The 25,709-nt window shown below is 74.3% G+C and carries 27 protein-coding genes; 16 read left to right on the top strand and 11 right to left on the bottom strand.

What is annotated here, in order from left to right; all coding sequences use genetic code 11:
• The first annotated feature begins 34 nt into the window (after nt 1-34).
• Complete coding sequence (locus ACLQ2W_RS26335; protein ID WP_281935921.1) at nt 35-517, top strand: DUF6232 family protein; 483 nt, start codon at nt 35-37, stop codon at nt 515-517.
• The gene (locus ACLQ2W_RS26330) at nt 514-885 is read left to right on the top strand and encodes a hypothetical protein (protein WP_425789606.1); all 372 of its coding nucleotides are present in this window, start codon (nt 514-516) and stop codon (nt 883-885) included. Before ACLQ2W_RS26335 ends, ACLQ2W_RS26330 begins: the two co-directional genes overlap by 4 nt.
• 12 nt (nt 886-897) lie before the next feature.
• Here ACLQ2W_RS26330 and ACLQ2W_RS26325 read toward each other — a convergent pair whose 3' ends face one another.
• On the bottom strand, nt 898-2,391 hold the full coding sequence (locus tag ACLQ2W_RS26325) for a dienelactone hydrolase family protein (RefSeq protein WP_425789604.1): 1,494 nt from the start codon (nt 2,389-2,391) through the stop codon (nt 898-900).
• Nucleotides 2,392-2,559: 168 nt separating this feature from the next.
• On the opposite strand from ACLQ2W_RS26325, the gene ACLQ2W_RS26320 reads away from it, so the two are divergent.
• Nucleotides 2,560-3,318: a hypothetical protein gene (locus ACLQ2W_RS26320; protein WP_425789602.1), complete on the top strand. Its 759-nt coding sequence runs from the start codon at nt 2,560-2,562 to the stop codon at nt 3,316-3,318.
• A gap of 27 nt (nt 3,319-3,345) precedes the next feature.
• Here the strand turns inward: ACLQ2W_RS26320 and ACLQ2W_RS26315 are convergent, their stop codons facing one another.
• Both ACLQ2W_RS26315 and ACLQ2W_RS26310 read right to left on the bottom strand, forming a co-directional pair.
• Nucleotides 3,346-4,260 (bottom strand): ribokinase, encoded by a 915-nt coding sequence (locus ACLQ2W_RS26315; RefSeq protein ID WP_425789600.1) that lies wholly within the window; start codon nt 4,258-4,260, stop codon nt 3,346-3,348.
• Nucleotides 4,261-4,276: 16 nt separating this feature from the next.
• Entirely contained in the window at nt 4,277-5,173 is an 897-nt protein-coding gene (locus ACLQ2W_RS26310; protein ID WP_357301531.1) for an ABC transporter ATP-binding protein, read from the bottom strand.
• 76 nt (nt 5,174-5,249) lie between these two features.
• On the opposite strand from ACLQ2W_RS26310, the gene ACLQ2W_RS26305 reads away from it, so the two are divergent.
• Both ACLQ2W_RS26305 and ACLQ2W_RS26300 read left to right on the top strand, forming a co-directional pair.
• On the top strand, nt 5,250-6,254 hold the full coding sequence (locus ACLQ2W_RS26305; protein ID WP_425789598.1) for an ATP-binding cassette domain-containing protein: 1,005 nt from the start codon (nt 5,250-5,252) through the stop codon (nt 6,252-6,254).
• Nucleotides 6,251-7,261 carry an ABC transporter permease subunit gene (locus ACLQ2W_RS26300; protein WP_425789596.1) on the top strand — a complete coding sequence of 337 codons (1,011 nt, stop codon included), beginning with the start codon at nt 6,251-6,253 and terminating at the stop codon, nt 7,259-7,261. The genes ACLQ2W_RS26305 and ACLQ2W_RS26300 overlap by 4 nt, the downstream gene beginning before the upstream one ends.
• A 136-nt stretch (nt 7,262-7,397) precedes the next feature.
• On the opposite strand, the gene ACLQ2W_RS26295 is transcribed toward ACLQ2W_RS26300, so the two are convergent.
• On the bottom strand, nt 7,398-8,603 hold the full coding sequence (locus ACLQ2W_RS26295) for an ROK family transcriptional regulator (protein ID WP_281935934.1): 1,206 nt from the start codon (nt 8,601-8,603) through the stop codon (nt 7,398-7,400).
• Between the two features lie 126 nt (nt 8,604-8,729).
• On the opposite strand from ACLQ2W_RS26295, the gene ACLQ2W_RS26290 reads away from it, so the two are divergent.
• The 4 genes from ACLQ2W_RS26290 to ACLQ2W_RS26275 all read left to right on the top strand — a co-directional run bounded on the left by ACLQ2W_RS26290 (nt 8,730) and on the right by ACLQ2W_RS26275 (nt 11,934).
• On the top strand, nt 8,730-10,184 hold the full coding sequence (locus tag ACLQ2W_RS26290) for a glycoside hydrolase family 3 protein (RefSeq protein WP_425789594.1): 1,455 nt from the start codon (nt 8,730-8,732) through the stop codon (nt 10,182-10,184).
• Between the two features lie 139 nt (nt 10,185-10,323).
• Nucleotides 10,324-10,809, top strand: coding sequence for a hypothetical protein (locus ACLQ2W_RS26285; protein ID WP_425789592.1), 486 nt, complete (start codon nt 10,324-10,326; stop codon nt 10,807-10,809).
• The gene (locus tag ACLQ2W_RS26280; protein ID WP_425789590.1) at nt 10,806-11,294 is read left to right on the top strand and encodes a thiol-disulfide oxidoreductase DCC family protein; all 489 of its coding nucleotides are present in this window, start codon (nt 10,806-10,808) and stop codon (nt 11,292-11,294) included. Before ACLQ2W_RS26285 ends, ACLQ2W_RS26280 begins: the two co-directional genes overlap by 4 nt.
• Nucleotides 11,227-11,934, top strand: coding sequence for a TetR family transcriptional regulator (locus ACLQ2W_RS26275; RefSeq protein ID WP_425789588.1), 708 nt, complete (start codon nt 11,227-11,229; stop codon nt 11,932-11,934). Before ACLQ2W_RS26280 ends, ACLQ2W_RS26275 begins: the two co-directional genes overlap by 68 nt.
• A 171-nt stretch (nt 11,935-12,105) precedes the next feature.
• On the opposite strand, the gene ACLQ2W_RS26270 is transcribed toward ACLQ2W_RS26275, so the two are convergent.
• A complete protein-coding gene (locus tag ACLQ2W_RS26270) occupies nt 12,106-12,771 on the bottom strand; it encodes a GNAT family N-acetyltransferase (RefSeq protein ID WP_425789586.1) in 666 nt (221 codons plus the stop codon).
• 115 nt (nt 12,772-12,886) lie between these two features.
• Here ACLQ2W_RS26270 and ACLQ2W_RS26265 point away from each other — a divergent pair, with 115 nt between their 5' ends.
• From ACLQ2W_RS26265 to ACLQ2W_RS26240, 6 genes are all read left to right on the top strand, one after another.
• Nucleotides 12,887-13,582, top strand: a complete 696-nt coding sequence (locus tag ACLQ2W_RS26265) for a response regulator transcription factor (protein ID WP_425789584.1) — start codon at nt 12,887-12,889, stop codon at nt 13,580-13,582.
• Nucleotides 13,575-14,597, top strand: a complete 1,023-nt coding sequence (locus ACLQ2W_RS26260; protein WP_425789582.1) for a sensor histidine kinase — start codon at nt 13,575-13,577, stop codon at nt 14,595-14,597. The genes ACLQ2W_RS26265 and ACLQ2W_RS26260 overlap by 8 nt, the downstream gene beginning before the upstream one ends.
• 82 nt (nt 14,598-14,679) lie before the next feature.
• Nucleotides 14,680-14,865, top strand: a complete 186-nt coding sequence (locus ACLQ2W_RS26255) for a DNA repair protein (protein WP_405092739.1) — start codon at nt 14,680-14,682, stop codon at nt 14,863-14,865.
• A 63-nt stretch (nt 14,866-14,928) separates the two neighbouring features.
• A complete protein-coding gene (locus tag ACLQ2W_RS26250; protein ID WP_281935948.1) occupies nt 14,929-15,186 on the top strand; it encodes a type II toxin-antitoxin system VapB family antitoxin in 258 nt (85 codons plus the stop codon).
• A complete protein-coding gene (locus ACLQ2W_RS26245; protein ID WP_281935950.1) occupies nt 15,186-15,605 on the top strand; it encodes a PIN domain nuclease in 420 nt (139 codons plus the stop codon). The genes ACLQ2W_RS26250 and ACLQ2W_RS26245 overlap by 1 nt, the downstream gene beginning before the upstream one ends.
• Before the next feature lie 108 nt (nt 15,606-15,713).
• Nucleotides 15,714-16,232: a hypothetical protein gene (locus tag ACLQ2W_RS26240; protein ID WP_425789579.1), complete on the top strand. Its 519-nt coding sequence runs from the start codon at nt 15,714-15,716 to the stop codon at nt 16,230-16,232.
• Nucleotides 16,233-16,347: 115 nt separating this feature from the next.
• On the opposite strand, the gene ACLQ2W_RS26235 is transcribed toward ACLQ2W_RS26240, so the two are convergent.
• From ACLQ2W_RS26235 to ACLQ2W_RS26220, 4 genes are all read right to left on the bottom strand, one after another.
• Nucleotides 16,348-17,085, bottom strand: coding sequence for a Clp protease N-terminal domain-containing protein (locus ACLQ2W_RS26235; protein WP_425789577.1), 738 nt, complete (start codon nt 17,083-17,085; stop codon nt 16,348-16,350).
• Nucleotides 17,086-17,266: 181 nt separating this feature from the next.
• Nucleotides 17,267-17,833 carry a DUF4760 domain-containing protein gene (locus ACLQ2W_RS26230; RefSeq protein WP_425789575.1) on the bottom strand — a complete coding sequence of 189 codons (567 nt, stop codon included), beginning with the start codon at nt 17,831-17,833 and terminating at the stop codon, nt 17,267-17,269.
• Nucleotides 17,834-17,909: 76 nt separating this feature from the next.
• On the bottom strand, nt 17,910-20,315 hold the full coding sequence (locus ACLQ2W_RS26225; RefSeq protein WP_425789573.1) for a ricin-type beta-trefoil lectin domain protein: 2,406 nt from the start codon (nt 20,313-20,315) through the stop codon (nt 17,910-17,912).
• An 88-nt stretch (nt 20,316-20,403) separates the two neighbouring features.
• Nucleotides 20,404-21,771 carry a ricin-type beta-trefoil lectin domain protein gene (locus ACLQ2W_RS26220; RefSeq protein ID WP_425789571.1) on the bottom strand — a complete coding sequence of 456 codons (1,368 nt, stop codon included), beginning with the start codon at nt 21,769-21,771 and terminating at the stop codon, nt 20,404-20,406.
• A gap of 422 nt (nt 21,772-22,193) precedes the next feature.
• Here ACLQ2W_RS26220 and ACLQ2W_RS26215 point away from each other — a divergent pair, with 422 nt between their 5' ends.
• The gene (locus ACLQ2W_RS26215; RefSeq protein WP_425789569.1) at nt 22,194-24,398 is read left to right on the top strand and encodes a HelD family protein; all 2,205 of its coding nucleotides are present in this window, start codon (nt 22,194-22,196) and stop codon (nt 24,396-24,398) included.
• Here ACLQ2W_RS26215 and ACLQ2W_RS26210 read toward each other — a convergent pair.
• Together ACLQ2W_RS26210 and ACLQ2W_RS26205 are read right to left on the bottom strand one after the other, a co-directional pair.
• Entirely contained in the window at nt 24,370-24,777 is a 408-nt protein-coding gene (locus tag ACLQ2W_RS26210; RefSeq protein ID WP_425789567.1) for a hypothetical protein, read from the bottom strand. The two genes, ACLQ2W_RS26215 and ACLQ2W_RS26210, sit on opposite strands and share 29 nt — an antisense overlap.
• Nucleotides 24,778-24,790: 13 nt before the next feature.
• Complete coding sequence (locus tag ACLQ2W_RS26205) at nt 24,791-25,693, bottom strand: ParA family protein (protein ID WP_357301429.1); 903 nt, start codon at nt 25,691-25,693, stop codon at nt 24,791-24,793.
• Nucleotides 25,694-25,709: the final 16 nt, after the last annotated feature.

The raw sequence follows: 25,709 nt of genomic DNA, 5'->3' as shown, positions 1-25,709 counted from the left end.
ACTGACCGCCGCCCGCGAGTGGTTACGCTGATTTATGACCCTCTATTACCGGGACGACGCGGTACAGGTCACCTCGCAGACCATCCACGCCGGCGGGCAGGTCGTCGCGCTCGCCGACATCACGTACGTCTGGCACGCCCGCGGCACCACCACGATGGCGGTCCGGGGCCGGGTCCTGGGCCGGGGCGTGCTGGTCCTGCTGCTGTCGCTGCCGCCGCTGGTGGCGTTGGTCTGCGTGCTGTCGCTGGCCTGGGCCGCGCAGGACCGGGGCGACTGGAAGCTCGCCCTGATCATCCTGGCCGCGTTCGTGGTGGTGGGGCTCGTGCTCACCCCGTTCCTGGAGGTGCCGCTGGGCTGGCTGGACCGCTCCTACGAGCGGGGCAACCGGGTGCACGAGCTGTGGGTGCAGGTCCACGGGCGGGAGACGATGCTGGTCCGTACGCCCGACGCGCTACGGTTCGGGCAGATCTACCGGGCCGTGCAGCGCGCCGTCGAACAGCAGGGAGACCGACGATGACCCACCGTCGCGGCGAGGCCGTCGCGCTCGCCGGGCTGCTCGCCGCCGCGGGCGTCACCCACTTCGCCCGCCCCGGTTTCTACGACCCGATCGTCCCGCGCGTCCTGCCCGGGCCGGCCCGCTTCTGGACGTACGCCTCGGGGGTCGCGGAGCTGGCCGTGGCGGCGGCGGTGGCGCATCCGGCGACCCGACGACGGGGCGGGCTGGCCGCGGCGGCGTTGTTCGTCGCGGTGCTGCCGGCCAACGCGCAGATGGCCTGGGACTGGCGACGGCGACGGCCGGTGAGGCGGGCGGTCGCCTACGGCCGGGTGCCGATGCAGGTGCCGCTGATCTGGTGGGCGCTGCGGGTGGCCCGGCCGACGCGCTGACCCCCTCCCGGCTCAGGTCAGCGGCAGCGTGGTGGCGATCGGCCAGGCGAGCACCACCGCACCGACCGCCGCCGGCAGCCACCACGGCGCGCCGCGCCGGCGCAGCACCCCGGCCCACGCCGCCTGCCAGGCCACCAGCGCCGCGAAGAGCGGCACCACCAGCAGCACGAACCCGGGCGCCAGGCCGGTCACCGCCGCTGCGGCCAGGACCACCACCGCGAGCCCGCCGACCGCCGCGTAGGCCACGCCCCGGCCCTCGGTGACCAGCTCGGCGCCGAGCAGGAAGGCCAGGCAACAGAGCGTCACCAGGGGCAGCAGCCACCAGCGGGCGCCGACCGGTGCCGTCGACGTGAACCCCAGGTGCAGCGGCAACGCGACGGCGAGCACCGCGTACCCGAGAAGCACCGCCGCCACTCCGGCGGCGCGCGTCGGCCGGCGGGCGTGGCTTGCCGGCCGCCGACGTGGCCGGAACCTCAGGTGCGCCGCGACCAGCAGCACGCCGGTGAGCAGCAGGAACACGGCCACGTGCCCGCCGACCGCGAGCGGCAGCCGGTCGGTCGGCAGCGGCGCGGCGAGGACCGCGCCGAGCCCGGCCGCCGGCACCGCCACCGCGAGCCACCGACCCGGCCGGGAGCGTGGTCCGCCGGGCGACGCGGCGGGCGGCGGGCCGCGCAGCAGCAGCGAGGCCAGCGGTACGAAGCCGAGGCCCAGGCCGAGCAGGAGCAGCCCGCCGCCGGCCAGGCGGGTCAGCGGGGCCGGCGGCGGACCGCCCGGGCGACCCGGGATGGCGGCCAGCGTCGCGGCGTGGGTACGCGGCGCGAAGAGCACCGAGATGTGCTCGGTGCCGGGTGCCACCACCCGCTCCCGCGCCCCCGGTGGCCCGCCGGCCGCCGCCGCCTCGGCCGCCCGGCCGAAGTCGGGAAACTCCAGCCCGCCCACCACCACCGTGAGGCGGCCCGCCCAGCCGGGCGGCACGTCGTCCGCGTCGGGCAGCGAGATCGCCACGGTCCGGGTGATCTCCGGGTGGTCGACCGCGTATCGGGTGACCGCCCCGGCGCCCATCGAGTGGCCGACCAGGACGATCCGGTCCGGGTCGACGTCCGGCCGGCTCCGCAGCCAGGCCAACGCGACGTCCAGGTCGTGCCGCAGGACCGCCCGGGCCCGCTCGTCGTCCCGACCCGCACCGGGCAGCCCGACCGGGTTGGCGCCGTGCCCGGCGAAGTCGAGCAGCACCGCGACCGCGCCGTGCCGGGCCACCGAGTCGGCCAGCGGGCGCATCAGCCGGGCGGAGCCGGCGAACCCGTGCGCGATCACCACCCCCGGTCGACGGTCGCCGCCCGTCCCGGACTGGCGAACCTCGGTGAGTGGCACCCCGGCGACGGTGGCCCGCCGCGTGCTCAGTCCGGCGTCCGCGCGGACCAGCAGCAGCATGCCGAGCACGACGGCGAGCAGGGCGAGCGCGCCGAGCACGAGGAGTCGCCGCGGGGCCGGGCCGGGGGCGGGCATGCCGGCACCCTACGCGGCACGCCCGCGCTGCGGGAGAGCCGGCGTTGCTCCGGGTCTCCGCACCCGGATGCCTCGTTGCCCGCGTGCCACCTGACACGGACGCCGCCCGGCGGCCGCCGCCCGGCGGCCGGCGGGCGGCGCTGGCCGGCGCGACGCACACTTGTCGGCATGGCGATCCCACTTCCCCGGCCCGGCGCCGTCGTCGGCCTCACCCGCTCCGCCCTGGACCAGGCGCTCGGCTCGGCCGCCGCGTTCGCCGGCGTGCCGGCCCGCGCCTTCGCCGTGCTCGACGAGGTGGAGGCGCTGGTGCGGCGGATCAACGGGGTGGTCGACCGGATCGAGGGCACGCTCGACCGCACCGACCGGGTGCTCACCGACGCCGAGGGCGCGGTGCGTGAGGTGGCCGTGATCAGCGCCGCCGCCACCACCGCGATCGACACCGCGACCGAGGTGGCCGCCGCGGCGGCGGTGGTGGTCGGCGGGGCCGAACGCGTCTCGGCCGCCGCCGCCACGGTGGTCGGCGAGGCGGACCGGGTGGCGCGGGCCGCCGCCGGCGTGGTGGCCGAGGCGGACACGGTGGCGACCCGGGCCGCCGGCACGGTGGCCACCGCCGAGCAGGCCGCCGGCACCGCGACCGAGCTGCTGGCCGCGTACGAGGCGACGCTGCGCCGGGCCGCGCCGATGGCGGCCCGGTTCGTGGAACAGCTCAGCCCGGAGGAGGTGACCGCTGCGATCCGGCTCGTCGACGAACTGCCGAAGTTGAAGGAGCACCTGACCTCGGACGTGCTGCCGATCCTGGCCACGCTGGACCGGGTCGGCCCCGACCTGCACGACCTGCTGGACGTCACCCGGGACCTGAAGCTCGCGGTGGCCGGCATCCCCGGCCTCGGCATGCTCCGCCGCCGCGGCGAGCGCGCCGAGGGTTAGGAAGGGGCCCCGCCTATACCGGAAGCGTTAAGCGGGGGCCCCTCCTTGACGCCCGCCGAACAGCGCGTCGATCTCCGCGCGGTGGGGCAGGGCCACCGAGGCGCCGAGCTTGCGGACGCAGGCCGCCCCGGCCGCCGCCGCCCAGCGCACCGCCTCGACCAGGTCACGCCCCTCGCCCCAGGCCACCGCCAGCGCGGCGGTGAAGGCGTCCCCGGCCGCGGTGGAGTCGACCACGTCCACCGGTAGCGCCGGCACGTGCAACGCCGGACGGTCCCGGTCGACGTACCAGGCGCCGTCGCCGCCGAGCGTGAGCACCGCGCGGGGCACCAGGTCGAGCAGCGCCGCCGGCTCGTCCCGACCGCGGCCGGTCAACGCCTGCGCCTCGGGTTCGTTGACCACCAGCAGGTCGGTCGCGGCCAGCAGCTCGGGCGGCAAGGGCCGGGCCGGCGCCGCGTTGAGCACCACCCGGGTGCCGGCGGACCGGGCCGCCAGCGCCGCCTCGGTCACCGTCTCGACCGGCACCTCAAGCTGCGCGACAAGCACGTCCGCCTCGCGTATGGCGGCCAGCTCGTCCTCGGTCGGCCCGGTGAACGCCTCGTTCGCGCCCGGGGTGACCAGGATCGCGTTCTCCCCCGCGCCGCCGACCATGACCAGGGCGACACCGGACGGCCCGTACGTCACCCGGAGGTGGCCGGTGTCGACGCCGGCCGCGGTGATCCGGGCCCGGAGGGTGACGCCGAACGCGTCCGAGCCGATCGCGCCGAGAAAGACGCAGGACGCGCCGGCGCGGACCGCGGCGACCGCCTGGTTGGCGCCCTTGCCGCCGGGCAGCATCACGAAGTCGCTGCCGAGCACCGTCTCCCCCGGCCGGGGCAGCGCGGCGGCGGTGCCGACCAGGTCCATGTTGGCGCTGCCGACGACGGCGATCCGGGTCTGTGGCACGGTGGGTTCCCGTCGGTCAGGCGGCGCGGGCGGTCCAGCGGTCGCCGGTCCGCGAGACGACCAACGGCAGGCCGAAGGTCTTGGACAGGTTGTCGGCGGTGAGCACGTCGGCGAGCAGGCCCTGCGCCACCACGCCGCCCTCGCGCAGCAGCAGCGCGTGGGTGAAGCCGGGCGGGATCTCCTCGACGTGGTGGGTGACCAGCACCATGGCCGGCGCGTCCGGGTCGTACGCCAGCTCGGCGAGCCGGGCCACCAGGTCCTCCCGACCGCCCAGGTCGAGCCCGGCGGCGGGCTCGTCGAGCAGCAGCAGCTCCGGGTCGGTCATCAGGGCGCGGGCGATCTGCACCCGCTTGCGCTCGCCCTCGGAGAGCGTGCCGTAGCCGCGCTCGGCGAGGTGGCCGACGCCGAGCTGGCTCAGCAGCGCGGCGGCCCGCGCCTCGTCGGTGCGGTCGTAGCTCTCCCGCCAGCGGCCGACCACGGACCAGGCCGCGGTCACCACCACGTCGACGACCCGTTCGTCGGCGGGGATCCGCTCGGCGAGGGTGGCGGTGGAGAGGCCGATCCGGGTACGCAGCTCGTTGACGTCGGTGCGGCCGATGCGCTCGCCGAGCACGTGGGCGACGCCGCTGCTCGGGTGCAGCCGGCCGGCGGCCAGGTTGAGCAGGGTGGTCTTGCCGGCGCCGTTCGGGCCGAGCAGCACCCACCGTTCGTCCAGCTCGACCCGCCAGTCGACGTCGCGCACCAGCGCGGTGCCGGAGCGCGTGACGCCGACCCCGTCGAGGCTGACCACCAGATCCGCGTCCACGGTCGAGGGGGCGGGGGCGCCCACGGCGCCGGGGATCAGGTCACCAGTCACCGCCCCATCCAACCACGCACCCGGCCCGGCGCCCCCCACGGGCGGCGCCGCCGCCATAGGGTGGGGCGCCGTGTCGTTGGTCACCGCCTGAGGAAGGACGACTCATGCCCGACCGCTGCCGGGAGGCAGGCGGATGAGCGCGGTCATCGAGATCGCCGGTCTCCGCAAGACGTTCCGCACGCTGCGTCATGGGCGCCGGGTCGCCGTCGACGACTTCCACATGCTGGTCGAGGCGGGCCAGGTGCACGGCTTCCTCGGGCCGAACGGCTCGGGCAAGACGACCACGCTGCGGGCCCTGCTCGGGTTGGTCCGGCCGGATGCCGGCCAGATGCGCGTGTTGGGCGCCCGCTCCCCGGAGCGGCTGCCGGACGTGGCCGGGCGGGTCGGCGCCATCGTGGAGAGTCCGCAGTTCTTCGGCAACTTCACCGCGCACCGCACGCTGCGGCTGCTGGCGCTCGCCGGCGGCGTGCCCACCTCCCGGGTGGACGAGGTGCTGGAGCAGGTCGGCCTGCGGGACCGGGGCGAGGAGCGGGTCAAGGGCTACTCGCTCGGCATGAAGCAGCGGCTGGCGGTGGCCTCGGCCCTGCTCAAGCGCCCGGAGCTGCTGATCCTCGACGAGCCGGCGAACGGGCTCGACCCGGCCGGCATCCGGGAGATGCGCGACCTGACCCGGTCGCTCGCCGCGTCCGGGGTGACCGTGCTGCTGTCCAGCCACATCCTCGCCGAGATCCAGTTGATCTGTGACCACGTGACGATCGTCAGCCGGGGGCGGCGGGTCGCGTCCGGCCGGGTCGACGAGGTGCTTGCCGGTTTCGACAAGCACCAGTGGCGGGTCCGGGTGGCCGAGCCCGAGCCGGCCGCGCTGCTGCTGGGCCGGGCCGGCCTGTCGGTGGCCGGGCACGCCGACCATCTGGTGGTGACCGGCGTGGAGGACCCCGAGGTGATCAGCCGCACGCTGGGTGAGCAGGGCATGTGGGTGCGGGAGCTGGTTCCGCTCCGACCCGACCTGGAGAGCGTCTTCCTGGAGTTGACCGGCGGCGACGAGCACGTGGCGGTGCCGCGCCAGGTGGACGGCGCGCCGGCGTACGACGGTGTGATCGATCTCGACGTCCGGGGCAGCCGGGAGGTGGACGCGTGAACCTGGTCCGTGCCGAGCTGGAGCGGCTCGCCGCCCGGCGCTTCGTGCAGCTCATGGTGGTGTTGCTGGCGGTCGCGTTCGCGGTGACGGTGGTGACCACGCTGGGCGGCTCGCACCGGCCGACCGAGGTGGAGCTGAGCCGGGCCCAGTCGCAGGCGACGGACGAGGTGCGCCGGCTGGAGTTGGCGCACGACCGGTGCCTGCGGATCAAGGCGGGCACGCTCGCCCCGGACGAGAACGACTACCTGCCGCGTGACTGCGCCCAGATCGACCCGGCGCAGTCCGAGCAGTTGCCGACCGCGTCCGACTACCTCAGCGGCGTGTTCGTCTTCGCCAAGGAGGCGAAGCCGCTGCTCTACTTCCTGATCGCGTTCCTGGCGCTGTTCGGGTTCCTGGTCGGCGCCTCCTACATCGGGGCGGACCTGAACTCCGGCGGCGTGGTCAACCTGCTGCTGTGGCGGCCCCGCCGGCCGACCGTGTTCGCCGCGAAGCTCGGCACGCTGCTGGGTGGCCTGCTCGGGCTCTCCGTGCTGGCGTCGGTGGCGTACCTCGGGGCGTTCTGGCTGATCGGTCAGGCGTCGGGGCTGACCGGCCGGATGAGCGGCGAGTTCTGGGCCGGGCTCGGCGCGGTCTGGGCGCGGGGCGTGGTGCTGGTGCTGCTCGCCGCGGCGCTCGGGTTCGCCGTCGCCACGCTGGGCCGGCACACCTCGGCGGCGCTCGGCACGGTGGCCGCGTACGTGGTGGTGTGGGAGCTGGGCGCGCGGCTGGTATTCCAGATCCTCCAGGTCGGCCGACCGGACCGGTTCATGCTCTCCAGTTACCTGGGGGCGTGGCTCGCCGGTCAGGTGCGGTTCTGGGACGACAACGCGTGCAGCACCGGGATCTCCGGCTTCTGCGACGGCTCGTACACGCTGGGTTGGCCGGCGGGCCTGGTGGTCCTGCTCGGGCTCACCGCCGCGCTGGTGGCCGCCGCGTTCGCGGTGTTCCGGCGCCGTGACCTGATCTGAGCACGTCGGCGCGGCCCGGTCCGGCCGGGCCGCGCCGACGCGAGTCGACCGGAGATCGCCGGCAACTCCTTGCAGACTTTGCCTACGGCGTGAAGAATTCCTTCACATGGCGGCCGGTGCGGTGACAGGTCGGCGGTCAGCCGACCGTCGAGCCGAACACCTCGTCCCGGACCGCGTCGAGCGCGGTACGCAACGCGCCGCGCAGGATCGGCTCCTCGGTCAGCCCGGTGCTCACCACCCGGGGGCGGACCAGCGTGATCGCCGCGACCTCCTGCTGCACCCGCTCGGCCAGCGCGGCCCCGCCCGCCCGACCGACCGCGCCGGCGAGCACCACCAACGGCGGGTCGAGCACCACGCAGGTGCTCGCCACGCCGAGCGCCAGCCGGCGGGCCAGCTCGTCAAGCACCGGGCCACCGGCCTCGCCGGCGGCGATGGCGGCCTGCACCGCCTCGGCCGCCCGCGCCGCCGCGACGCCCTGCTCGGCCGCGTCCGGCGTGGCGAAGCCGTGCTCGGCCGCCACGGCGCGCACCGCGTCGGCACCCGCGAGCTGCTGGAACGCCGGCTTGGCCCGCCGCGACACGTCGCGCGGGATGGGCACCCCGGGCACCGGCAGGTAGCCGATCTCACCGGCCGCGCCACTGCTGCCGTGGTGCAGCCGGCCGCCCAGCATGATCGCCAGGCCGACGCCCGCGTCCACCCAGACCAGCACGAAGTCGGCGGTGCCCCGGGCGGCGCCGGACTGCGCCTCGGCCACCGCGGCGAGGTTCACGTCGTTCTCGAACACGACCGGGGTGTCCAGGTCCTCCCGGAGCGCGGCGAGCAGGCCGCTGTGCCAGCGCGGCAGGTTGAACGCGAACGTGATGTCGCCGGTCTGCGGATCGACCAGGCCGGGGGTGCCCAGCACGACGCGCCGGACCGCGGACAGCTCCGCGCCGGCGCTGCTGGCGGCCTGCACCACGGCGTTGTGCACCACCCCGACCGGGTCGTCGGTGTCCTTGGTGGACTGCTCGACCCGGCCGGCGACGGTGCCGGTGATGTCGGCGCAGGCCGCCACCACCCGCTCCGCGCCGACGTCCACGCCGACCACGTACGCGCTGCCCGGACGCACCGCGTAGAGCTGGGCGTTCGGGCCCCGCCCGCCGGCCTGCTCGCCGACCCGGGCGACCAGGCCGCGCTCCTCCAGCCGCTCGACCAGCTGGGAGGCGGTCACCTTGGACAGCCCGGTCAGCTCGCCGATCCGGGCCCGGGTCAGCGGACCACGTTCGAGCAGCAGCTCCAGCGCCGCACGGTCGTTGAGCGCCCGCAACAGTCGGGGGGTGCCGGGCAGCCGGGTCGCACTCATGCCAACGTCCTCAATTTTTTTCGTAAGGTTGCTAACCATAAAACGCCTGCCGAAGGGTGCCCGTTAGCGTATCGGCCACCCCGTCCGACGGAGGTCGGACGACCCGGCAGGGAAAGGGGAACGACAGTGGGGCTGGATCCAGGACTCCGTCGGCTCGCGCTGGGCACGTTGCTGGCCGCGTACCCGGGCCCGGTGCCGCCGGGCTGGGCGGTCGACCTGCTCGCCGACGGGCTCGCCGGGCACACCCTGTTCGGCACGAACGTGCACGACCCGGCCCAGGTGGCGGCGTCCACGGCGGCGCTGCGCGCCGGCCGCCCGGACGTGATCGTCGCGATCGACGAGGAGGGCGGCGACGTCACCCGGCTGGCCCACGCCACCGGCAGCCCGTACCCGGGCAACGCCGCGCTCGGCGCGGTCGACGACCCGGACCTCACCCGGGCGGTGTACGCGGCGATCGGCGCGGAGCTGGCCGCGCTCGGCCTCACGCTCGACCTGGCCCCCACGGTCGACGTGAACACCGCCGACGAGAACCCGGTGATCGGCACCCGCTCGTTCGGCGCGGACCCGAAGCGGGTGGCGGTGCACTCGGCCGCCGCGGTCGCCGGCCTCCAGTCGGTCGGCGTGGCCGCCTGCGCCAAGCACTTCCCCGGGCACGGCGCGACGGTCGCCGACTCCCACCACGAGCTGCCCACTGTCGACGTGCCGCCGGCCGTGCTGCGGGAGCGGGACCTGCCGCCGTTCGCCGCGGTGGTCGACGCCGGCGTCCGCGCGGTGATGACCGCGCACATCCGGGTGCCGGCGTTGACCGGCGACGGCCCGGCCACGTTCAGCCGGGCGGTCCTGCACGACCTGCTGCGCGGCGAGTACGGCTTCACCGGCGCGGTGATCACCGACGCGCTGGAGATGAAGGGCGCGGCGCTGGCCGCCGGCGGGGTGGGTCCGGCCGCGGTCCGCGCGCTGGCCGCCGGCGCCGACCTGCTCTGCATCGGCGCCCAGGTCGACGCCGCCCTGGTGGAACGCGTCGCCGCCGAGATCGTCGCCGCGCTCGGGGACGGCCGGCTGGACCGCGCCCGGGTGGAGGAGGCCGCCGGCCGGACCGCCGCGCTCGCCGGCCGGGCCGGGCCGGCCGACGCCCCGGCCCCGGCCGCCGACGGCCTCGGCTACGCCGCCGCGCTGCGGGCGGTGCGCGTCGAGGGCGACCTGCCCGGTCCGGGCGCCCCGCTGGTGGTGCAGGTGCACGCCGCCGCCACGATCGCCGAGGGGCGGGTGCCGTGGGGGCTGGGTCCGCACCTGGCCGCCGGCGTCGAGCAGGCGCGCGCGGTGGCCGGCGAGACCGACCCGGGCGAGCTGGGCCGGCTCGCCGGCGAACGGCCGGTGGTGCTGGTCGGGCGGCACCTGCACCGGCTGCCCGGGGCGCGGGAGCTGGTCGAGGCGCTGGCCGCCACGCATCCGGTGACCGTGGTGGAGATGGGCTGGCCGGGGGCCTGGCGGCCGGCCGGGGCGCGCGCGTTCGTCGCCACCTACGGCGCGAGCCACGCCAACGGCCGGGCCGCCGCCCGGGTGCTCGGCCTGACCGACTGATCCGTCCGTTCCCGCCGGCCCGCCGTCCACCGACGGCGGGCCGGCGCGCGTTTCGGGCACCGTCGACTTGAACACGTTCAAAAGACGTCGTACGCTCAGCGCGACGCAAATTTGAACGCGTTCAAGAAAGGCGACGGGGATGGATGCGAAGGTCTGGATGTACCTGGCGTACCTCGCGGTCAGCATCGGGCTGACCGTCTGGGTGGCGCGGACGCTCTCCCGCAACGGGTTGGTCTTCCTGCGGGACGTGTTCCCCGACAGCCGGCTGGCCGAGGCGGTCAACAGCCTGCTGGTGGTCGGCTTCTACCTGCTCAACCTCGGCTACGTCACGGTGGCCATGAAGGAGTCCGACCCGATCGGGGACGCCAGTCAGGCGCTGGAGCAACTGTCCCTGAAGGTGGGGATGGTGCTCCTGGTCCTGGGCGCCCTGCACTTCTTCAACGTGTTCGCCCTCGGCCGCTACCGGCGTGGCCGGCTGCGCCACCAGGCGAGCCACCCGCCGCTCCCGCCGGCCGGCATGCTCCCGCCGCCCGGCGTGGTCTTCCCGCCGCAGGGCGCCGCGCACCCGCCGCAGGGCGGCCCGCGACCGGTCCAGCCCGCCGGCCCGAACCCGCCGGCCCGGTGACGTCCACCCCCGGCGGGCACTCGTCGGATTCCACCGGGCACGGGGCCGGTGGAATCCGCGGGTTCACCGTCCTCTACGACGCGGGCTGCCCGCTGTGCCGGTCCGCCCGGCGGTGGCTCGCCGCACGCGACCAACTCGTACCGCTGACGTTCGTGGCGGCCGGGTCGACGCGGGCCCGGCAGCACTTCCCCGGGCTGGACCACGACGCCACGCTGCGGGAACTGACAGTGGTCGCCGACACCGGCGCGGTCTGGACCGGCGACGGTGCCTGGTTCGCCTGCCTCTGGGCGCTCGCCGGGCACCGGGCCACCGCCGAACGGCTGGCCCGCCCGCACCTGCTGCCGTTGGCCCGGCGGGTGGTGGCGGCCGCCGCCGCGGTCCGCGAACGCGTCCGGGAACCGGGATACGGTGACGACGATGACCGAGCAGAGTGCGCCGACGAGCGGTGCGGGTGGCCCGAGCGGTGGGGCGACCGCCCGGGGTGAGCAGACCCGCCGGCTGATCCTGGACACCGCGATGCGGCTGTTCCGCGAACGGGGGTACGCGCGCACCACCATGCGGGCCGTCGCCCAGGAGGCCGGCGTGGCGGTGGGCAACGCCTACTACTACTTCGGCTCGAAGGAACACCTGATCCAGGAGTTCTACGCGGACACCCAGCGTGAGCACCGGACCGCCGCCGCGCCGGTGCTCGCCCGGGAGCGGGACCTCGCGCCGCGGCTGGCCGGCGTGCTGCACGCCGGCGTGGACGTGCTGAGCCCGTACCACTCGTTCGCCGGCACCTTCTTCAAGACGGCGGCGGAGCCGACCTCGCCGCTCAGCCCGTTCTCCGCCGAGTCGTCGGCGCCCCGCGAGGCGTCGATGGCGCTCTTCCGCGAGGTGCTCGCGGGCTCCACCGCGAAACTGGACGAGGAGCTGCGGGCGGCCCTGCCGGAACTGCTCTGGCTCGGCTACCTGGGCGTGGTGCTCTACTGGGTGCACGACCGCTCGCCCGGCCAGGCCAAGACCCGGCAGCTCATCGACGGCGTGGTCCCGTTGGTCGACCGGCTCGTGGCGCTGTCACGCCTTCGGGTGCTGCGTCCGGTCACCCGCCAGGCAGTCACACTCATCAACACACTGCGTCACTGATCCACCACCCGACGGTAGCAACGATTCCGCAGGTCAAGTCCACAACCGGACAAGGTCCGCGTCTTGTCCGGACACATTCGTTCACCTAGCGTTACCAGTGTCGGGGCCGGGGGGAGAGGCAGCGGACCGTGGATCCGGCCCGGGATCCACGGTCCGCGCCCACGTCAACGGTCAGTGCGGGAAGACGCCGAACGAGGTGAAGCCCCGGTCCGGGAACCCGGCCGCCTCGGCCACCCGGGCGGACGCCCGGTTGCCCGGGTCGTGCAGGTAGGTGGGGATCGCGCCCTCGGCCAGCACGCGCCGGGCCGCCTGCGCGACCAGCCGCCGGGCCAGCCCACGCCCCCGGGCCGCCGGCACCGTGCCCACCGCCAGCTCGTGCCCGTACGCGTCGTGTCGCTTGATGCCCACGCCGGCCAGGTACGCGCCGGCGTCGTCCCGGACCACCAGCACGTCGGTGTCGAACAGGCCCAGCCAGGGCGGCGCGCCGGGCACCGTCGGCGGCAACCACTCCCCCACGTCGGGCAGCGGCGCCGGGTCGGTGCACCAGCGGAACACGCCCCGGTTCGTGGTGAGTTCCGGGGTGCCGACCGTCGCCGGCAGCGCGGGCAGCCACTCCTCGATCGGCCGCCCGGCGACCAGCGAGCGGACCGCCTCGACCCGGGCCGGCGCCACCGACAGGATCGCGCTGCCGCCCGCCGCGACCCCGATCGCCGGGCGCAGCCGCCCGTCCCAGGCCGGGCGGGCGCGGCGCCAGGACCGGACCACGTGCAACCCGGGCCCCGCCGGCCACTGCCCCAACCAGGTCGCCAGGTGCAGGAAGAGCCGTCGGTCGAGCACATGATCACGGTACGCCCACCGGGCCCGCCCGGTCGCCGCCGACCGTAAGAACCTGGCAATGGATCACGCGCCCGCCCGTGGCTACGCTGACCTCCCGGTCGGCAGGAGGTGCACCGTGGGGCAGCGGGTGCTGGTGGTCGACGACGACCGGACGGTCGCCGACGTGGTCTGCCGCTACCTGGAGCACGCCGGCTACGAGGTCGAGCACGCCGGGGACGGGGCGGCGGCCCTGGACGCCGTGTCCCGCCGCCCGCCGCACCTGGTGGTGCTGGACCTGATGCTCCCCGTGCTCGACGGGTTGGAGGTGTGCCGGCGGCTGCGGGAGCGGCCGGACGGCGTACCCATCGTCATGCTGACCGCGCGCGGCGACGAGGCGGACCGGATCCTCGGCCTGCAACTGGGCGCGGACGACTACCTGGGTAAGCCGTTCTCCCCGCGCGAGCTGGTGCTGCGGGTGCGCTCGGTGCTGCGCCGGGCCGGCGGCGAGCCGGCCGGCGTGCCGCCGGAGCTGCTCACGGACGGCGGCCTGGAGGTGGAGACCGGGCCCCGGGTGGCCCGCCTGCACGGCCGGGAGCTGGCCCTCACGCTGCGCGAGTTCGACCTGCTGGCGCACCTGATGCGGCATCCCGCGCGGGCGTTCCGCCGGGCCGAGCTGCTGGAGCGGGTCTGGGGCTGGAGCTTCGGCGACCAGTCGACGGTGACCGTGCACGTGCGGCGGCTGCGGGAGAAGATCGAGGCCGACCCGGCCAGTCCCCGACGCATCGTCACCGTCTGGGGTGTCGGCTACCGGTACGAGCCGGCCGATGGGTGACCTCGCGCTGATCTTCGGTGCGTCGCTGGCCGCGGCGCTCGCGGTCGGGCTGGCCGGCGCGGTGGCGCTGCGGGTGCTGCGCGGCCGGTCGATCACCGTGCACATCTCGGTGCTGCTGGCCACGACCGTCGGCGCGGTGGCCGCCGGGGTGGCGGTGGTCGCCCAGGCCATGTTCCTCTCCCCGCACGACCTCCAGGTGGTGCTGACCACGCTCGCCGCCGCCGCGGTGGTGAGCCTGGCGGTGGGCTGGCTGTTCGGCCGCCGGCTGGCCGCCGCCGCGGTCTGGGCGGACCAGGCCCGGGCCCGGGAACGCCTCATCGAGAAGGGACGCCGCGACCTGGTCGCCTGGGTCTCGCACGATCTGCGGACCCCGCTGGCCGGGTTGCGGGCGATGGCCGAGGCGCTCGAGGACGGGGTGGTCGACGAGCCGGTGACGGTGGCCGAGTACCACCGCCGGATCCGGATCGAGACCGACCGGATGACCCGGCTGGTGGACGACCTGTTCGAGCTGTCCCGGATCAACGCCGGCGCGCTCCGGTTGTCGCTGTCCACGGTGGCGCTCGGCGACGTGGTCTCCGACGCGTTGGCCGGCGCGGCGCCGCTGGCCGCCGCCCGCCGGATCCGGCTGGTCGCCCCCGAGTCGGGCTGGCCGGCGGTGACGGCCAGCGAGCGGGAGCTGGCGCGGGTGGTGGGCAACCTGCTGCTCAACGCGATCCGCTACACGCCGGCCGACGGCACGGTGACGGTGGACGCGGGGCGGGACGTCGACACCGCCTGGCTGGCGGTCGCGGACACCTGCGGCGGCATTCCGGCGGACGATCTGCCCCGCGTCTTCGACGTGGCGTTCCGTGGCGAGCCGGCCCGTACGCCGGCGGCGGTGGAGCCGAGCGGGTCCGGCGGGCTCGGGCTGGCGATCGTGCGCGGGTTGGTTGAGGCGCACGGCGGGCGGGTAGAGGTCCAGAACGTCAGCGACGGATGCCGATTCGTGGTCCGCCTGCCGGCCGCCGGAATCTGACGCTTCGGCGGAACCGAACGCCTCGACCCCGCGTCATATTCACTTTCATACATGGACAAGTTTCTCTGGGACGGTAGTGGTCATGCCTCAGAAGCCGAATGACCGATTCCAGCAGGACCCGGCGCGGAGCTGGCGGGCCGCCGACGCGCCCGGCCGCTTCCCGGCGCAGCCGGCCTACCGCGAGGCCCGACACCGGGGGCCCTGCTGGGCCGAGCTGAACGCGCAGCCGGCCGGCACCCCCGCCTGGCGCGGCCTCACGACGACGTGACGCACCACGACACCTGATTCCTTGGTGCGTCCTGTGCGACTTTTCCGGTGTATGGTCGGCGGCATGACGCGCATCACCGTGGACGTGAACGACGAGTGGCTCGAGGCGGCCCGGGAGGCTCTGGGCACGGACACCAAGGTCGCCACCATCAACGCCGCGCTCCACGCGTTCGCGGTCCGGCGACAGGCCAAGGAGATCGTCGCGGCCTTCGACCAGGTCGAGATGGACTTCACCAGGTCGGAACAGGCGTGGCGGCACGGCGGAGGTCGCGATCTGAGCCGGCTGGCCGAACACGCGCGAGAGGGCGAGGCCGCGGCCTGATGGCCGGTCGGATCTATCTGGCCGACACCTCGGTGTACGTGCTCCAGGGCCGCCACCCCTCGGTTCGGAAGCGCTTCGAGACGCTGCTGGCGGAAGGACGGCTGGCGGCGTGCCAGATGACCTCCCTGGAGTACCTGAACAACGCGCCCAGCCCCAAGGGCTACGAGATCCTCTGGCAGGCACTGCGCGGGCACCGCTGGCTGGACGTCACCACGGAGGCGATGGACCGCGCCCTGTCGGTCCATCGCCTCCTGGCGGCCGACAGCCAGCACCGCCACTTCCGCCTGCCCGACCTCGTCATCGCGGCCACCGCCGAACTCCACGGCGCGGTGGTGCTGCACTACGACGCCGACTACGACCGGATCGCCGCGCTGACCGGCCAACCCACCGAGTGGGTGGCGCCGCGGGGCAGTCTCTGAGCGACGCGGGCGGCGACACACCGGGCGGCGGTCGTACCGGCCTTCGTACGCCTGTGCGGTAGCGTCTTGTGGTCCGATTTCCGGCCTACGACAGGAGAAGCTCCGCGCATGGGCAAGAAGACGATCCACGTCTCCGACTTCACCGGCCAGGTGCTGTCCCCCGACGACGAGGTGGTCCGGGTCGTCGTGCTGGAGCACCCGGACCTGGTCGCCGGGCCCGTGCAACTGGACGCCACCCCGGTCGACGTGGAGAGCATCGACGACGCGGCGCTGGACGTGGCCGTGGTGGAGATCCACGACCGGCACGGCGGCGGTGAGCCGCGCCGGGTGGTGCTGACCGCCAGCGAGTTCGACGCGATGGCGACCGACGTGCCGATGGCGCGGTTGCTGCGGACCGCCGAGCGGGTCCGGCCGCCGAAGGCGCGGCGCACCGCCGAGAAGATCGACTACGGCACCATCGAGCACGCCGGCCGGCCGCACCGCGGCCGGGTCACCGAGGAGGAGGCCCGGCTGGTCCGGGACCGGCTCGACGAGGTGAACAAGCTTCTCGCCGACGCCGGCATCCGCCAGGTCGACCCGGCCGACCCGGAGCACGCCGCCCGCTACGGATTCCCCGCCGCCGACTGACACCCGGACGTGGGGGGGGGGCGGGCCCCGGCGCGGGGCGGCCGGGGGGGCGGGCGCGGGGGGGGGGGGCGGCGGCGGGGGCCCCCCGCCGCGGGGGCCGGGCCCCCGACGCGGTTCAGGCCCGCTTACGGGCCAGCTCCGCCAGCGCGCCCTCCACCGCGGACTCCATCGCCTCCTTCGTCAGGCCGAGGCCACCGAGCACGCCGTCGGCCCCCTCCTCCTCCAGCAGGGCCAGCAGGATGTGCTCGGTCCCGACGTAGTTGTGCCCCATCCGCAGCGCCTCCCGGAACGTCAGCTCCAGGACCTTCTTGGCGCGCGCGTCGTAGGGAATCAGGTCCGGAACCTGGTCGACCTTCGCCGGCAGGGTCGCGGCCACGGCCTCCCGGAACATCTCCAGGGGTACGCCCTTCGCCTTGACCAACGCGGCGGCCAGCCCGTCCGGTTCGGCGAGCAGCCCCAGCGCCACGTGTTCCGGGGTGATCTCGGCGTGGCCGGCGGCCCGTGCCTCCTCCTGCGAGGCCAGCACCACGTTGCGGGCGCGCGGCGTGAACCGGCCGAACCCGGCGTTCGGGTCGAGCGCGGCGGCGGTCTCGGCCTTGGCGGCGGAACGCTTCTGGGCGGCCTGCTTGCTCACCCCCATGCTGCGGCCGATCTCCGTCCACGAGGCGCCCGAGCGACGCGCCTGGTCGACGAAGTGCCCGATCAGGTGGTCGGCGACGTCGCCGAGGTGGTCGGCGAGGAGGACCGCGTCGGCCAGTTGGTCGAGTGCGTCGGGGCGGGCTTTCTTGATGCCCTCGATCAGGTCGTCGAGGCGCACCGGGTGGCTCATCTTGAGCGGTTCGGTCTCGTCCATGCGTCAACCATAGGTTGACGCCCGACCCCCGTCAACCCCCGGTTGACGCAACTCGCCCTCCCGGATCGCGTCGATCATGAGGTTGGCGGCGATGTCGATCTCCAATCGGGCCGCCAACCTCATGATCGACGTTGCTGGCGTCGGCCGCGCGGATGGTAGTCGGCCCGGGGCGAGGAGACGCTCAGGTTTCCGGTCCGTCGGCCGGTCGGGGCACCCGACCCACATCCGCCGGGTAGTGGTCGAACCGGCGCAGGCCCAGCTTGCGCACCGCGACCGGCCACGGCGTCTCGGTCGCCAGCACCGCGAGATGCTCGAAGTTGGACAGGTACGACTCACCGCGCTCCGCCCGCTCGGCGAGGATGTACGGCTCCAGCACGGCCCACGCCTCCCGGGCGCGGTATCCACCGGTGCCGAGCAGCAACGCCGGCTCGACCACCTTGAAGGCCAGCATCTGGCCCAGCCCGTTGTAGTAGAGCGCGATCCGGTTCACGTGCTTGCGGGCGTCGGCGGGCAGTTCGCTGACCGGCACGCCGCGCGGGCAGGCGGTCCGCAGCTCGGTGAGCACGAACTGCTGGCTGTCCAGGAACGTGTCGCTCATCCGGTCCCGGGTGAGCAGCTCGATCGCGACCAGGGTGTGGTTCGCGCCCTGCGCCAGCCGGAGCTGCCGGAGCGCGAAGAACGCCGAGACGACGACGGTGAGCACCGAGATCGCGGCCACGACCACGTTCGTCACCGCGGCGACATCCATGACCGTCATCGTAGGAGGGACGCGCCAACCCGACCGCCCCGTGACGGGACGGCCGGGTCGGCGAGGGGTGGCGGGGTCAGCCGCGTACCCACTGCTGGTTGCTGCCGCCGTTGCAGGTCCAGATCTGGACCGCGGTGCCGTTGGCGGTGCCCGCGCCGTTGACGTCCAGGCAGAGCCCCGAGCCGACGCCGACGATGGTGCCGTCGGCGTTGAGTCGCCACTGCTGGTTGCTGCCGCCGGTGCAGGTCATGATCCGCGCCCGGCTGCCGGAGGCGGTGCCCGCCACGTCGAGGCACTTGTTGCCGTACACGGTGAGCTGGTTGTTCGTGCCGACCGTCCACTGCTGGTTGGCGCCGCCGTTGCAGTCCCAGATCTGCACCACCGCGCCGTCGGCCTGGCTGGCGCCGTTGACGTCCAGGCAGCGGTTGGCGTTGGCGCTGCGGATCTCTCCGGTCGGGCTGCTGGAACCGTCGCCCGGCGTGATGGAGAGGTTGTCGAACTGGGCGGTGACACCCTGGCCGGTGCCGTACCCGATCTGGCCGGCGACCCAGGCGGAGTCCGACACGGTGCCGACGGTGGTGCCGTCGACCGCCGCGGTGAGGGTGCTGCCGTTGAGCTTCAACGACAGGTTGTGCCAGCGTCCGGTGCCCAGCGCCGAGGTGTTGCCGCTGGCCAGGGTGCGCCAGTTGCCGCTGGTGTTGTTGCTCCGGATGGACCAGGCGCCGCCGTCGGTGACCCGGAAGTAGTAGCCGTTCATGTTCTGCGGGCCCTGGTGGTTGTAGGTGTTGCCGCGCCCGATGAGCTGGACGTAACCGGGCTTCTCCAGCAGCACGTCCGAGGAGACCGTGTAGTTGCGCCAGGTCAGGTCGCCCAGCAGGGCGTACGGTTCGGCCTGGCCGGTCGTCCAGTAGATCGGCGCCTGCTCGGACATCTGGCGGACGCACTGGCCGGTCCGCCCGGCGGCGCACCCGGCGATCTCGAACGAGCCCTGCTGGTCCATCAGGTACTTGGCCTCGCGACCGGTGGCGTAGCTGTCGAAGTTGTCGCTGTACGGCAGCTTCAGGTTGCCCTGCGCCGGGCTGACCGCGGTGCCCTTGCCCTGCCCGGAGGTGGTGGTGATGCTGTAGACGTAGCCGGGCTGGACGGTGAGCGAGAAGCGCCCGCCGTTCGGGGTGATGTCGCTGCCCCGGACGAAGTGGTCGGCGCTGTTGTTGGACCTGACGTTCGTCGCCCAGACGCGCACGGTGCCGGTGGAGAGCCCGCCGGTGACGGTGAAGTCGAGCTGCTGGGCCGCGCCGGCGTCCTGCGTCTCGATGATGGTGCTGTAGTCGCTGTTGTTGGTGGACTTGAGCGAGACGTAGCTGCCGTTGTTGCGGTTGCCGCCGAGATAGCCGCTCGACGCGTCGAGGTAGCGCCAACCCGGGGCGGCGAACTGCGTGGTGTGTGCCATCACCCAGGTGCTCTTGCCGATGGAGTACGCCCCGGACCAGGGCTGCTGGGCCACCGCGACGCCGGTGGTCGCCCAGGGGATGTTCGGGGTGATGGCGGCGATCACCGGCCAGTTGATGTAGCCGGTCATCTTGCCGTCGAGGTAGCCCCGGTTGATGCCCCGGGCGAGCGCCGGCGCGCCGGCGTTGTAGTCGTCGGAGCCGTTCTCGCTGGCCCACAGCGGCTTGCCGGTCGAGATGGCGTTGGCGGAGCTGGGGCAGCTGCTCTGGGCGCCGCGGTAGCCGCAGACGTAGTGGCTGCCGAAGACCTGCACCGCGGCGGCGAACGCCGGGTCACGCAGCGAGTCGTCGGCGGCGCCCCACCCCCAGTCGTCCGAGGCGACGATCTTCACGCTGCCGTAGCCGCGGGCGTTGAGCGTGGACCGCAGGTTCTTGTACCAGGTGGTGTTCCAGCCCTTCTCGTTCCATCCGCCCAGGTAGTTGATGGTCAGCCCGTGCGTCGCCGCGCAGTCCAGCCAACCCACCAGGTAGTTGATCGAGTCGGTGGACCAGAAGTTGCCGTTGCCGATCCAGCCCGGCGCACCCCAGGCCAGGCCGGCCAGCGCGATGTTGGGATTGCGTTGCCTGGCCTGCTCCATCAGCCACCACTCGTAGCCCCGGTTGCAGTTCACGCTGCCCCGGGTGTGCTCGTGGCTGGGCTCGGCGCCGGAGGTGGAGTTGGTGTCGCCGCCGATCTCCGCCTTGAGCAGTTGCATCGCGGCGCCGTAGCCGGGCTTGAACAGGTAGTCGAGGATGTCGCTGCGCTGCGGTTCGGGGTAGTCGATCAGCAGTCTGCTGTTTCCGCCGCCGCCGCTGACCGCGCCGACGCCGTCGAGCGTCCGCCCGCCGGACGACCCGTTGATGGTGATGGCGGTGGCCGCCTGGGCCGGGGAGGCGGACGCGGTCAGAACGGCCGCCGCCGCGAGGACCGATGCCGCCGCCGCCGACATCACCGCCCGCCACGATCTCCGTGGACGACTCACTGTGCTGAACATCCGATCCGCCTCCCGGTCCCACTTAATCGATCAGTGTCAATCTATAAGACGTCATATGTTAGCGTTCACACAGGTGTCGGTCAACGGCTCAGGCGCGGCTCCACCGCTGGCTGGCCGCGCCGGTGCAGTCCCGGATCTCGGTCCGCGTGCCGTTGGCCGTGCCGGCGCCGACCAGGTCCAGGCACCGGCCCGATCCGACCCCGGTGATGGTGCCGTCCGCGTTGAGCCGCCACTGCTGGTTGGACTGGCCGTTGCAGTCCCAGATGATCACGGAGCTGCCGTTGGCGGTGCCGGCGCCGTTGACGTCGAGACACTTGCCGCCGAAGACCCGCAGCTCCTGGGCCGCCGTCGAGGTCCAGGACTGGTTGCTCTGGCCGTGGCAGTCCCAGATGATCGCCGCCGCGCCGTTGGCCTGCGAGCCGCCGTTGACGTCCAGGCACCGACCGGCGGCGGCGTTGCGGACGATCGACGTGCCGCCCGGCGGCGGAGTGGTCGGGCTGACCGTCGGGGTGGGCGTCGGGGTGGGCGTCGGGTCGGTGCCGCCGAACTGGGTGAAGAACCGCCACACCTCGGTCTTCGTCCAGGTCCGGGCGCCGCTGTCCCCGCCGCCGTCCACCGGGCCGGGGGTGTGCCCGCCGTCGAACGCGGCCCACACCACCGGATAGCCGGCCCGGCAGCCGGCGTAGGTGGTGGTGATGTGCGTCAGGCTGCCCGCCCTCGGCTCCGGCGGGCTCTGCGGGGTGCAGCCGTTGTTGCGCACGAACGTGTCCCGCAACGAGCGTCCGGCGGAGATGTTGAGCACCGGGTCACCGATGCCGTGGATCCCCAGGTACGCGATCGGCTGTGTGCCGCCGGCGCACCCGCTGAGTTGGCCGCCGGAGTAGACCGCGACGGCGCGGAACACGCCCGCCCGGGAACAGGCCAGCGAATAGCTCATGCCGCCGCCGTAACTGAAGCCGAGCGCGAAGAGTTGCGTCGTGTCGACGCACAGGTCCCCCTCGATCAGCCTGATCATGTCGTCGACGAAGGTGACGTCCTGACCGCCGGGGTTGGCCCAGCCGTTGCCGTTGCCCTGGGGCGCGACGAAGATGGTGCTGTTGTTCGCCTGCTGTCGCAGGCCGTAGTAGGACCAGGCCTCCCGGTCCGCCCCGCCGGAGTCGACGTCGTTCGCGGTGCCGCCGTTCCAGTGGAATCCGAAGATCAGCCGGTAGGCGTGGTTCCGGTCGTAGTTGTCGGGGATCCGCAGGATGAAGCTGCGGTTCTGGCCACTGCTCTGGATGGTCCGGGGACCACTCGTCAGCGTGGGCGCCCGGCCACAGCCGGCGGTCCCGGCGAGCGCGCCGGACGCCGCGGCCGAGGCGGAGCCGCCCGGGCCGCCCGCCACTGTCGTCGCGGCCACCACGACCAGGACCGCCACGGCCGCGAGGGGCCCGAAGACGGTGCTGCGTAATCTCATGACGCGGCTCCTTCGCCACTTGGTGGGAACCTGTCCGGTACGGGGATCGACGACGACCCCCGTACCGCCACTCCGCCGGCCGGCACGGGGAGAACGCGCACGACGGGGTCCGCCGCGCGCGGCGTAGCTGTCCCGGACTTCGCCCCTGGTCCGCATGCCCGGTGCGCGACCAGCCGGCCGTCGCGTCGGCGGCGGCACCCGCACCGCACGTGCCCGATCGCGACCCGAACCGCCCGCCGTCGCCGCGGGAACGCCACAGCGCGACTCGAATCGATTCGACCAGACCCTAGGCCGAGCAGTGAAGTATGTCAATGCTGTTGCCGGCGGGTGAGGTGCCCGTGACGTCGGACCGAGCCGGTACGGTGAGCCCCGACCGAGTCCCGTCGGCCGGACCGGTCCACACCGGCGTGAAGGAGGGCTGCGTGGCGTCCAGGGAAGCCGACATCGCCGCCGAGCAGAAATACTTCGACACCGCGGCCGAGCGCCGCGACCAGCGCCGCGACCACCTCGCCCGGCTGCCGTCCGCCGCCGCCCACGCCACCGCCGCGGCCCACCTGCGCCGCTACGCCGACGCCGCCGGCCGGGCGCTCGGCGCGGCCGACGAGGCGGTGGCGTTCGGCCGGATCGACGACGAGGCCGGCGGGACCCGGTACGTCGGGCGACACCTGATCCGGGACGCCGACGGCGAGGTGCTGGTGGTCAACTGGCAGGCCCCGGCCGCCGCCGGCTGGTTCGAGGCCACCCCGGAGAATCCCGCCGGGATCCGCCGCAAGCGCGCCTTCACCTGCACCGGCAACACCATCGACGACCTGACCGACACCATCCTGGCCGAGATCGCCGAGGCGGTGGACGCGCACCTGCTGGCCGAGCTGAGCCGGGGCCGTACCGGCACCATGCGGGACATCGTGGCCACCATCCAGGCCGCCCAGTTCGCGCTGATCCGCGCCCCGCGTGACCAGGTGCTGGTGATCGAGGGATGTCCCGGCACCGGCAAGAGCGCCGTGGCGCTGCACCGGGTGTCCTGGCTGCTGTTCCAGCACCGCACCGAGTTCTCCGCCGCGGACGTGCTGGTGGTCGGGCCGCACCCGACCTTCGTGCGCTACATCGGCCAGCTCCTGCCCGCCCTCGGCGACGACGGGGTGGAGCTGCGCGACGTCGACCGGCTCGCCCCGGACGTGCCACGCGGGCGGACCGAGTCCGACGCGGTCGCCCGGATCAAGGGCGAGGCCCGGATGGCCGACCTGCTGGCCCGCGCGCTGGACGCCCGGGTCGGCGTCCCCGACCCGGCCGAGCGGCTGCTGGTCGGCGGTCGGTTCGTCACGCTGCCCGGCGCCGAGGTGGCCGAGGCGCTCGCCGTGGCTAGGGCTGCCGCCCTGCCGTACGCCGGCCGGCGCCGGCTGCTCGGTGACCGGCTCGCCGCCCTGGTGGCGGCCCGCACCGGCGTCGACCCGGCCCGGTCCGACGCGGTCGGCAACCTCGTCGAGCGGCTCTGGCCACAGCAGACGCCGACCGGGCTGCTGCGCGACCTGCTCGGCTCCACCGCCCGGCTGCGGGCCGCCGCCGGGGACGCGTTCGCCCCGGCCGAGGTGGCGGCGCTGCACCGGCGTGGCGCCGACCGGCTGTCCCGGGAGACCTGGTCGGCGGCCGACCTGCCGCTGCTGGACGAGCTGGCGTTCCTCATCGACGGGCCGGGCCGACGGTACGCGCACGTGGTGGTCGACGAGGCACAGGACCTGTCCCCGATGCAGTTGCGCGCGGTGGCCCGACGCAGCGCCACCGGGTCGCTGACGGTGGTCGGCGACCTCGCCCAGTCCACCGGCAGGTGGGCGCGCGACTCGTGGGACGAGGTGCTCGCGCACCTGCCGACCGTGCACCCGGCCCGGATCGCCCCACTGCGGTACGGCTACCGCGTACCCCGACAGGCGTACGCGACGGCGGCGGCGCTGCTGCCGGTGGCCGCGCCGGGCGTGCCGCCGGTGGAGGTGGTCCGGGACGGCCCGGCCGACACCGGCGTGCACCGGGTCGGCCTGGCCGAGCTGGCCGCCCGGGCGGTGGCGGTGGCGCGGGAGCACGCCGAGGCCGGCCGGTTCGTCGGCATCGTCTGCCCGCCCCGGCAGCGACGCCCGGTCGAGGCGGCGCTGGCGGCGAACGACATGGCCTGGAGCAGCGCCGACCGGGGCGAGCTGGGCGGCGCGGTCAACCTGGTCAGTCCGCAGGAGGCCAAGGGCCTGGAGTTCGACGCGGTGGTGGTGGTCGAGCCGGAGGAGATCGTGGCCGGCGACGAACGCGGTCACCGGCTGCTCTACGTGGCGCTGACGCGCACCACCGGGCACCTCGACATCGTCTGCACCGGCGACCCGGTGCCGCTGGACGCGCCGGCCCGGCCCCGGCAGCGGGTGGGCGGCCCGACGGACGCGCCGTTCAGCAGGCGGGAGGCGCGGCGGCTCGCCGAACACCTGGCCGGGCAGGTGCGCAGCGCCGCCCCGGCCGCGTTCTGGGCCGAGGTGCTCGCCGAGGTGCGGACGCTGCTGCCGGAGACCGCAGGCAGCCCCGAACAGCCGGAGGCCGGAGGCAGCCCCGAACGGCCGGGGGGCGCGGTCAGCCCCGAGCGGCCGGCGGACGGCTGACGGCGGCCGAGTCCAGCCGTCGCCCCACCGTCCACTGCACGATGTCGTGCTCGATGTCGGCCTTCCGGGCCTTGCCGGGCACCGCGATGCCCAGCTCGCCGGCGAGCGCCCGCAGCTTCGCCACGGTGAGCTTCAGGTCGGCGAGGTAGCGGACGCCGGCCGCGCGGTCCCCGATCGCGGCGAGGTCGGCCCGGACCCGGTCGGTGTCCACGCCCGCCGACGCGGTGGTGGCCGGCCGGGCGGCGGCCCGGGTCCGGTCGACCACGGCCAGCTTCGCGGTGCCGTCGGCCAACGCGGTGAGCTGGTCGGCGGGGAGCGCGCGGACGAACTCCGCCACCCGCAGCAGGACGGCGTGGGCGAGGTCGGCGGGGTTGGACACCGGGAGTCTCCTTCTACAGGCGGGTGCGGGCCAGGAACTCGCTGGCCAGCTGCCGCAGCTCGTGCTGCACCGTCTCGTTGGCGTTCGGCACCAGCACGGCGGGCAGCCGCCGTTCACCGGCGGTGCCGAACAGGGTCTTGTTCTCCCGGACGGTCTGCCGGAACACCGGGACCTCCAGGCTGTCGGTGTGCCGCATGTAGTTGCGGGACGCGTTGATCGGCCCGCCCGCGGCGTACTGGATCATAGTGAACACCACGCCCAGGTACTGCGGGTCGATGGTCGGTCCGGGCGCGGCGACCCGGTTGAAGTCCCGGACCAGCTCGGAGACCTTGCTGCGCAGGTAGTCGATGCCGAGCGTGGACAGGTAGTCGGGCCGGGCCGGGGTGAGGATGTGCTCGCTGGCCACGATGCCGGTCCGGGTGACCATGGTGAAGTTCGGCGCGCAGTCGATGAGGATGTCGTCGTACCCGGCGAACTCCTCGGCGGCGAGCGCGTCGGCCAACGCCCGGTGCAGCGGCAGGAAGTGCGGGCTGCCGTGCTGGAAGCGCGACCCGCCGAGCGCCGCGGCGAGGTCCAGGTCGACGTCGACCAGGCCCAGGTGGGAGGCGACGAGGTCGAGCCGGCCCTCGTCGGGCAGCAACGCGTTGGCCGGTTCCGGCGTGATCACGTACGGGTGCAGCGGGCCGGTGGGCTCCTCGGCCAGCACCGAGCCGAACCACTGCAGGATCGTCTTCTCGTACGCGAGGTCCTTCTCCCACTCGTCCGCCGGATAGAACGAGAAGGTGAGGCTGGCCTGCGGGTCGAGGTCGATCAGCAGGACCCGGCGGCCACGGGCGGCCAGCTCGGCGCCGAGGTTCGCGGTGATGGTGGTCTTGCCGACCCCGCCCTTGTAGTTGATCACCGACGTGATGCTCATGCCGCTCCCCGCATCG

This window comes from Micromonospora sp. DT227, from assembly GCF_049841835.1.
Lineage (GTDB): Bacteria > Actinomycetota > Actinomycetes > Mycobacteriales > Micromonosporaceae > Micromonospora.
Note: the sequence above shows the minus strand (reverse complement) of the source record. Positions and strands in the feature narration are given on the sequence as shown.

Bases quoted from the DNA above. Each gene is read 5' to 3' on its own strand.
- ACLQ2W_RS26225 (WP_425789573.1), bottom strand. From the start codon at position 20,315: ATGTTCAGCACAGTGAGTCGTCCACGGAGATCGTGGCGGGCGGTGATG.
- ACLQ2W_RS26295 (WP_281935934.1), bottom strand. From the start codon at position 8,603: ATGAGTGCGACCCGGCTGCCCGGCACCCCCCGACTGTTGCGGGCGCTC.
- ACLQ2W_RS26325 (WP_425789604.1), bottom strand. From the start codon at position 2,391: ATGCCCGCCCCCGGCCCGGCCCCGCGGCGACTCCTCGTGCTCGGCGCG.
- ACLQ2W_RS26240 (WP_425789579.1), top strand. From the start codon at position 15,714: ATGGGCAAGAAGACGATCCACGTCTCCGACTTCACCGGCCAGGTGCTG.
- ACLQ2W_RS26260 (WP_425789582.1), top strand. From the start codon at position 13,575: ATGGGTGACCTCGCGCTGATCTTCGGTGCGTCGCTGGCCGCGGCGCTC.
- ACLQ2W_RS26250 (WP_281935948.1), top strand. From the start codon at position 14,929: ATGACGCGCATCACCGTGGACGTGAACGACGAGTGGCTCGAGGCGGCC.
- ACLQ2W_RS26205 (WP_357301429.1), bottom strand. From the start codon at position 25,693: ATGAGCATCACGTCGGTGATCAACTACAAGGGCGGGGTCGGCAAGACC.
- ACLQ2W_RS26335 (WP_281935921.1), top strand. From the start codon at position 35: ATGACCCTCTATTACCGGGACGACGCGGTACAGGTCACCTCGCAGACC.
- ACLQ2W_RS26310 (WP_357301531.1), bottom strand. From the start codon at position 5,173: ATGGCGGCGGCGCCGCCCGTGGGGGGCGCCGGGCCGGGTGCGTGGTTG.
- ACLQ2W_RS26230 (WP_425789575.1), bottom strand. From the start codon at position 17,833: ATGGATGTCGCCGCGGTGACGAACGTGGTCGTGGCCGCGATCTCGGTG.
- ACLQ2W_RS26320 (WP_425789602.1), top strand. From the start codon at position 2,560: ATGGCGATCCCACTTCCCCGGCCCGGCGCCGTCGTCGGCCTCACCCGC.
- ACLQ2W_RS26220 (WP_425789571.1), bottom strand. From the start codon at position 21,771: ATGAGATTACGCAGCACCGTCTTCGGGCCCCTCGCGGCCGTGGCGGTC.
- ACLQ2W_RS26330 (WP_425789606.1), top strand. From the start codon at position 514: ATGACCCACCGTCGCGGCGAGGCCGTCGCGCTCGCCGGGCTGCTCGCC.
- ACLQ2W_RS26285 (WP_425789592.1), top strand. From the start codon at position 10,324: ATGGATGCGAAGGTCTGGATGTACCTGGCGTACCTCGCGGTCAGCATC.
- ACLQ2W_RS26275 (WP_425789588.1), top strand. From the start codon at position 11,227: ATGACCGAGCAGAGTGCGCCGACGAGCGGTGCGGGTGGCCCGAGCGGT.
- ACLQ2W_RS26235 (WP_425789577.1), bottom strand. From the start codon at position 17,085: ATGGACGAGACCGAACCGCTCAAGATGAGCCACCCGGTGCGCCTCGAC.
- ACLQ2W_RS26305 (WP_425789598.1), top strand. From the start codon at position 5,250: ATGAGCGCGGTCATCGAGATCGCCGGTCTCCGCAAGACGTTCCGCACG.
- ACLQ2W_RS26255 (WP_405092739.1), top strand. From the start codon at position 14,680: ATGCCTCAGAAGCCGAATGACCGATTCCAGCAGGACCCGGCGCGGAGC.
- ACLQ2W_RS26245 (WP_281935950.1), top strand. From the start codon at position 15,186: ATGGCCGGTCGGATCTATCTGGCCGACACCTCGGTGTACGTGCTCCAG.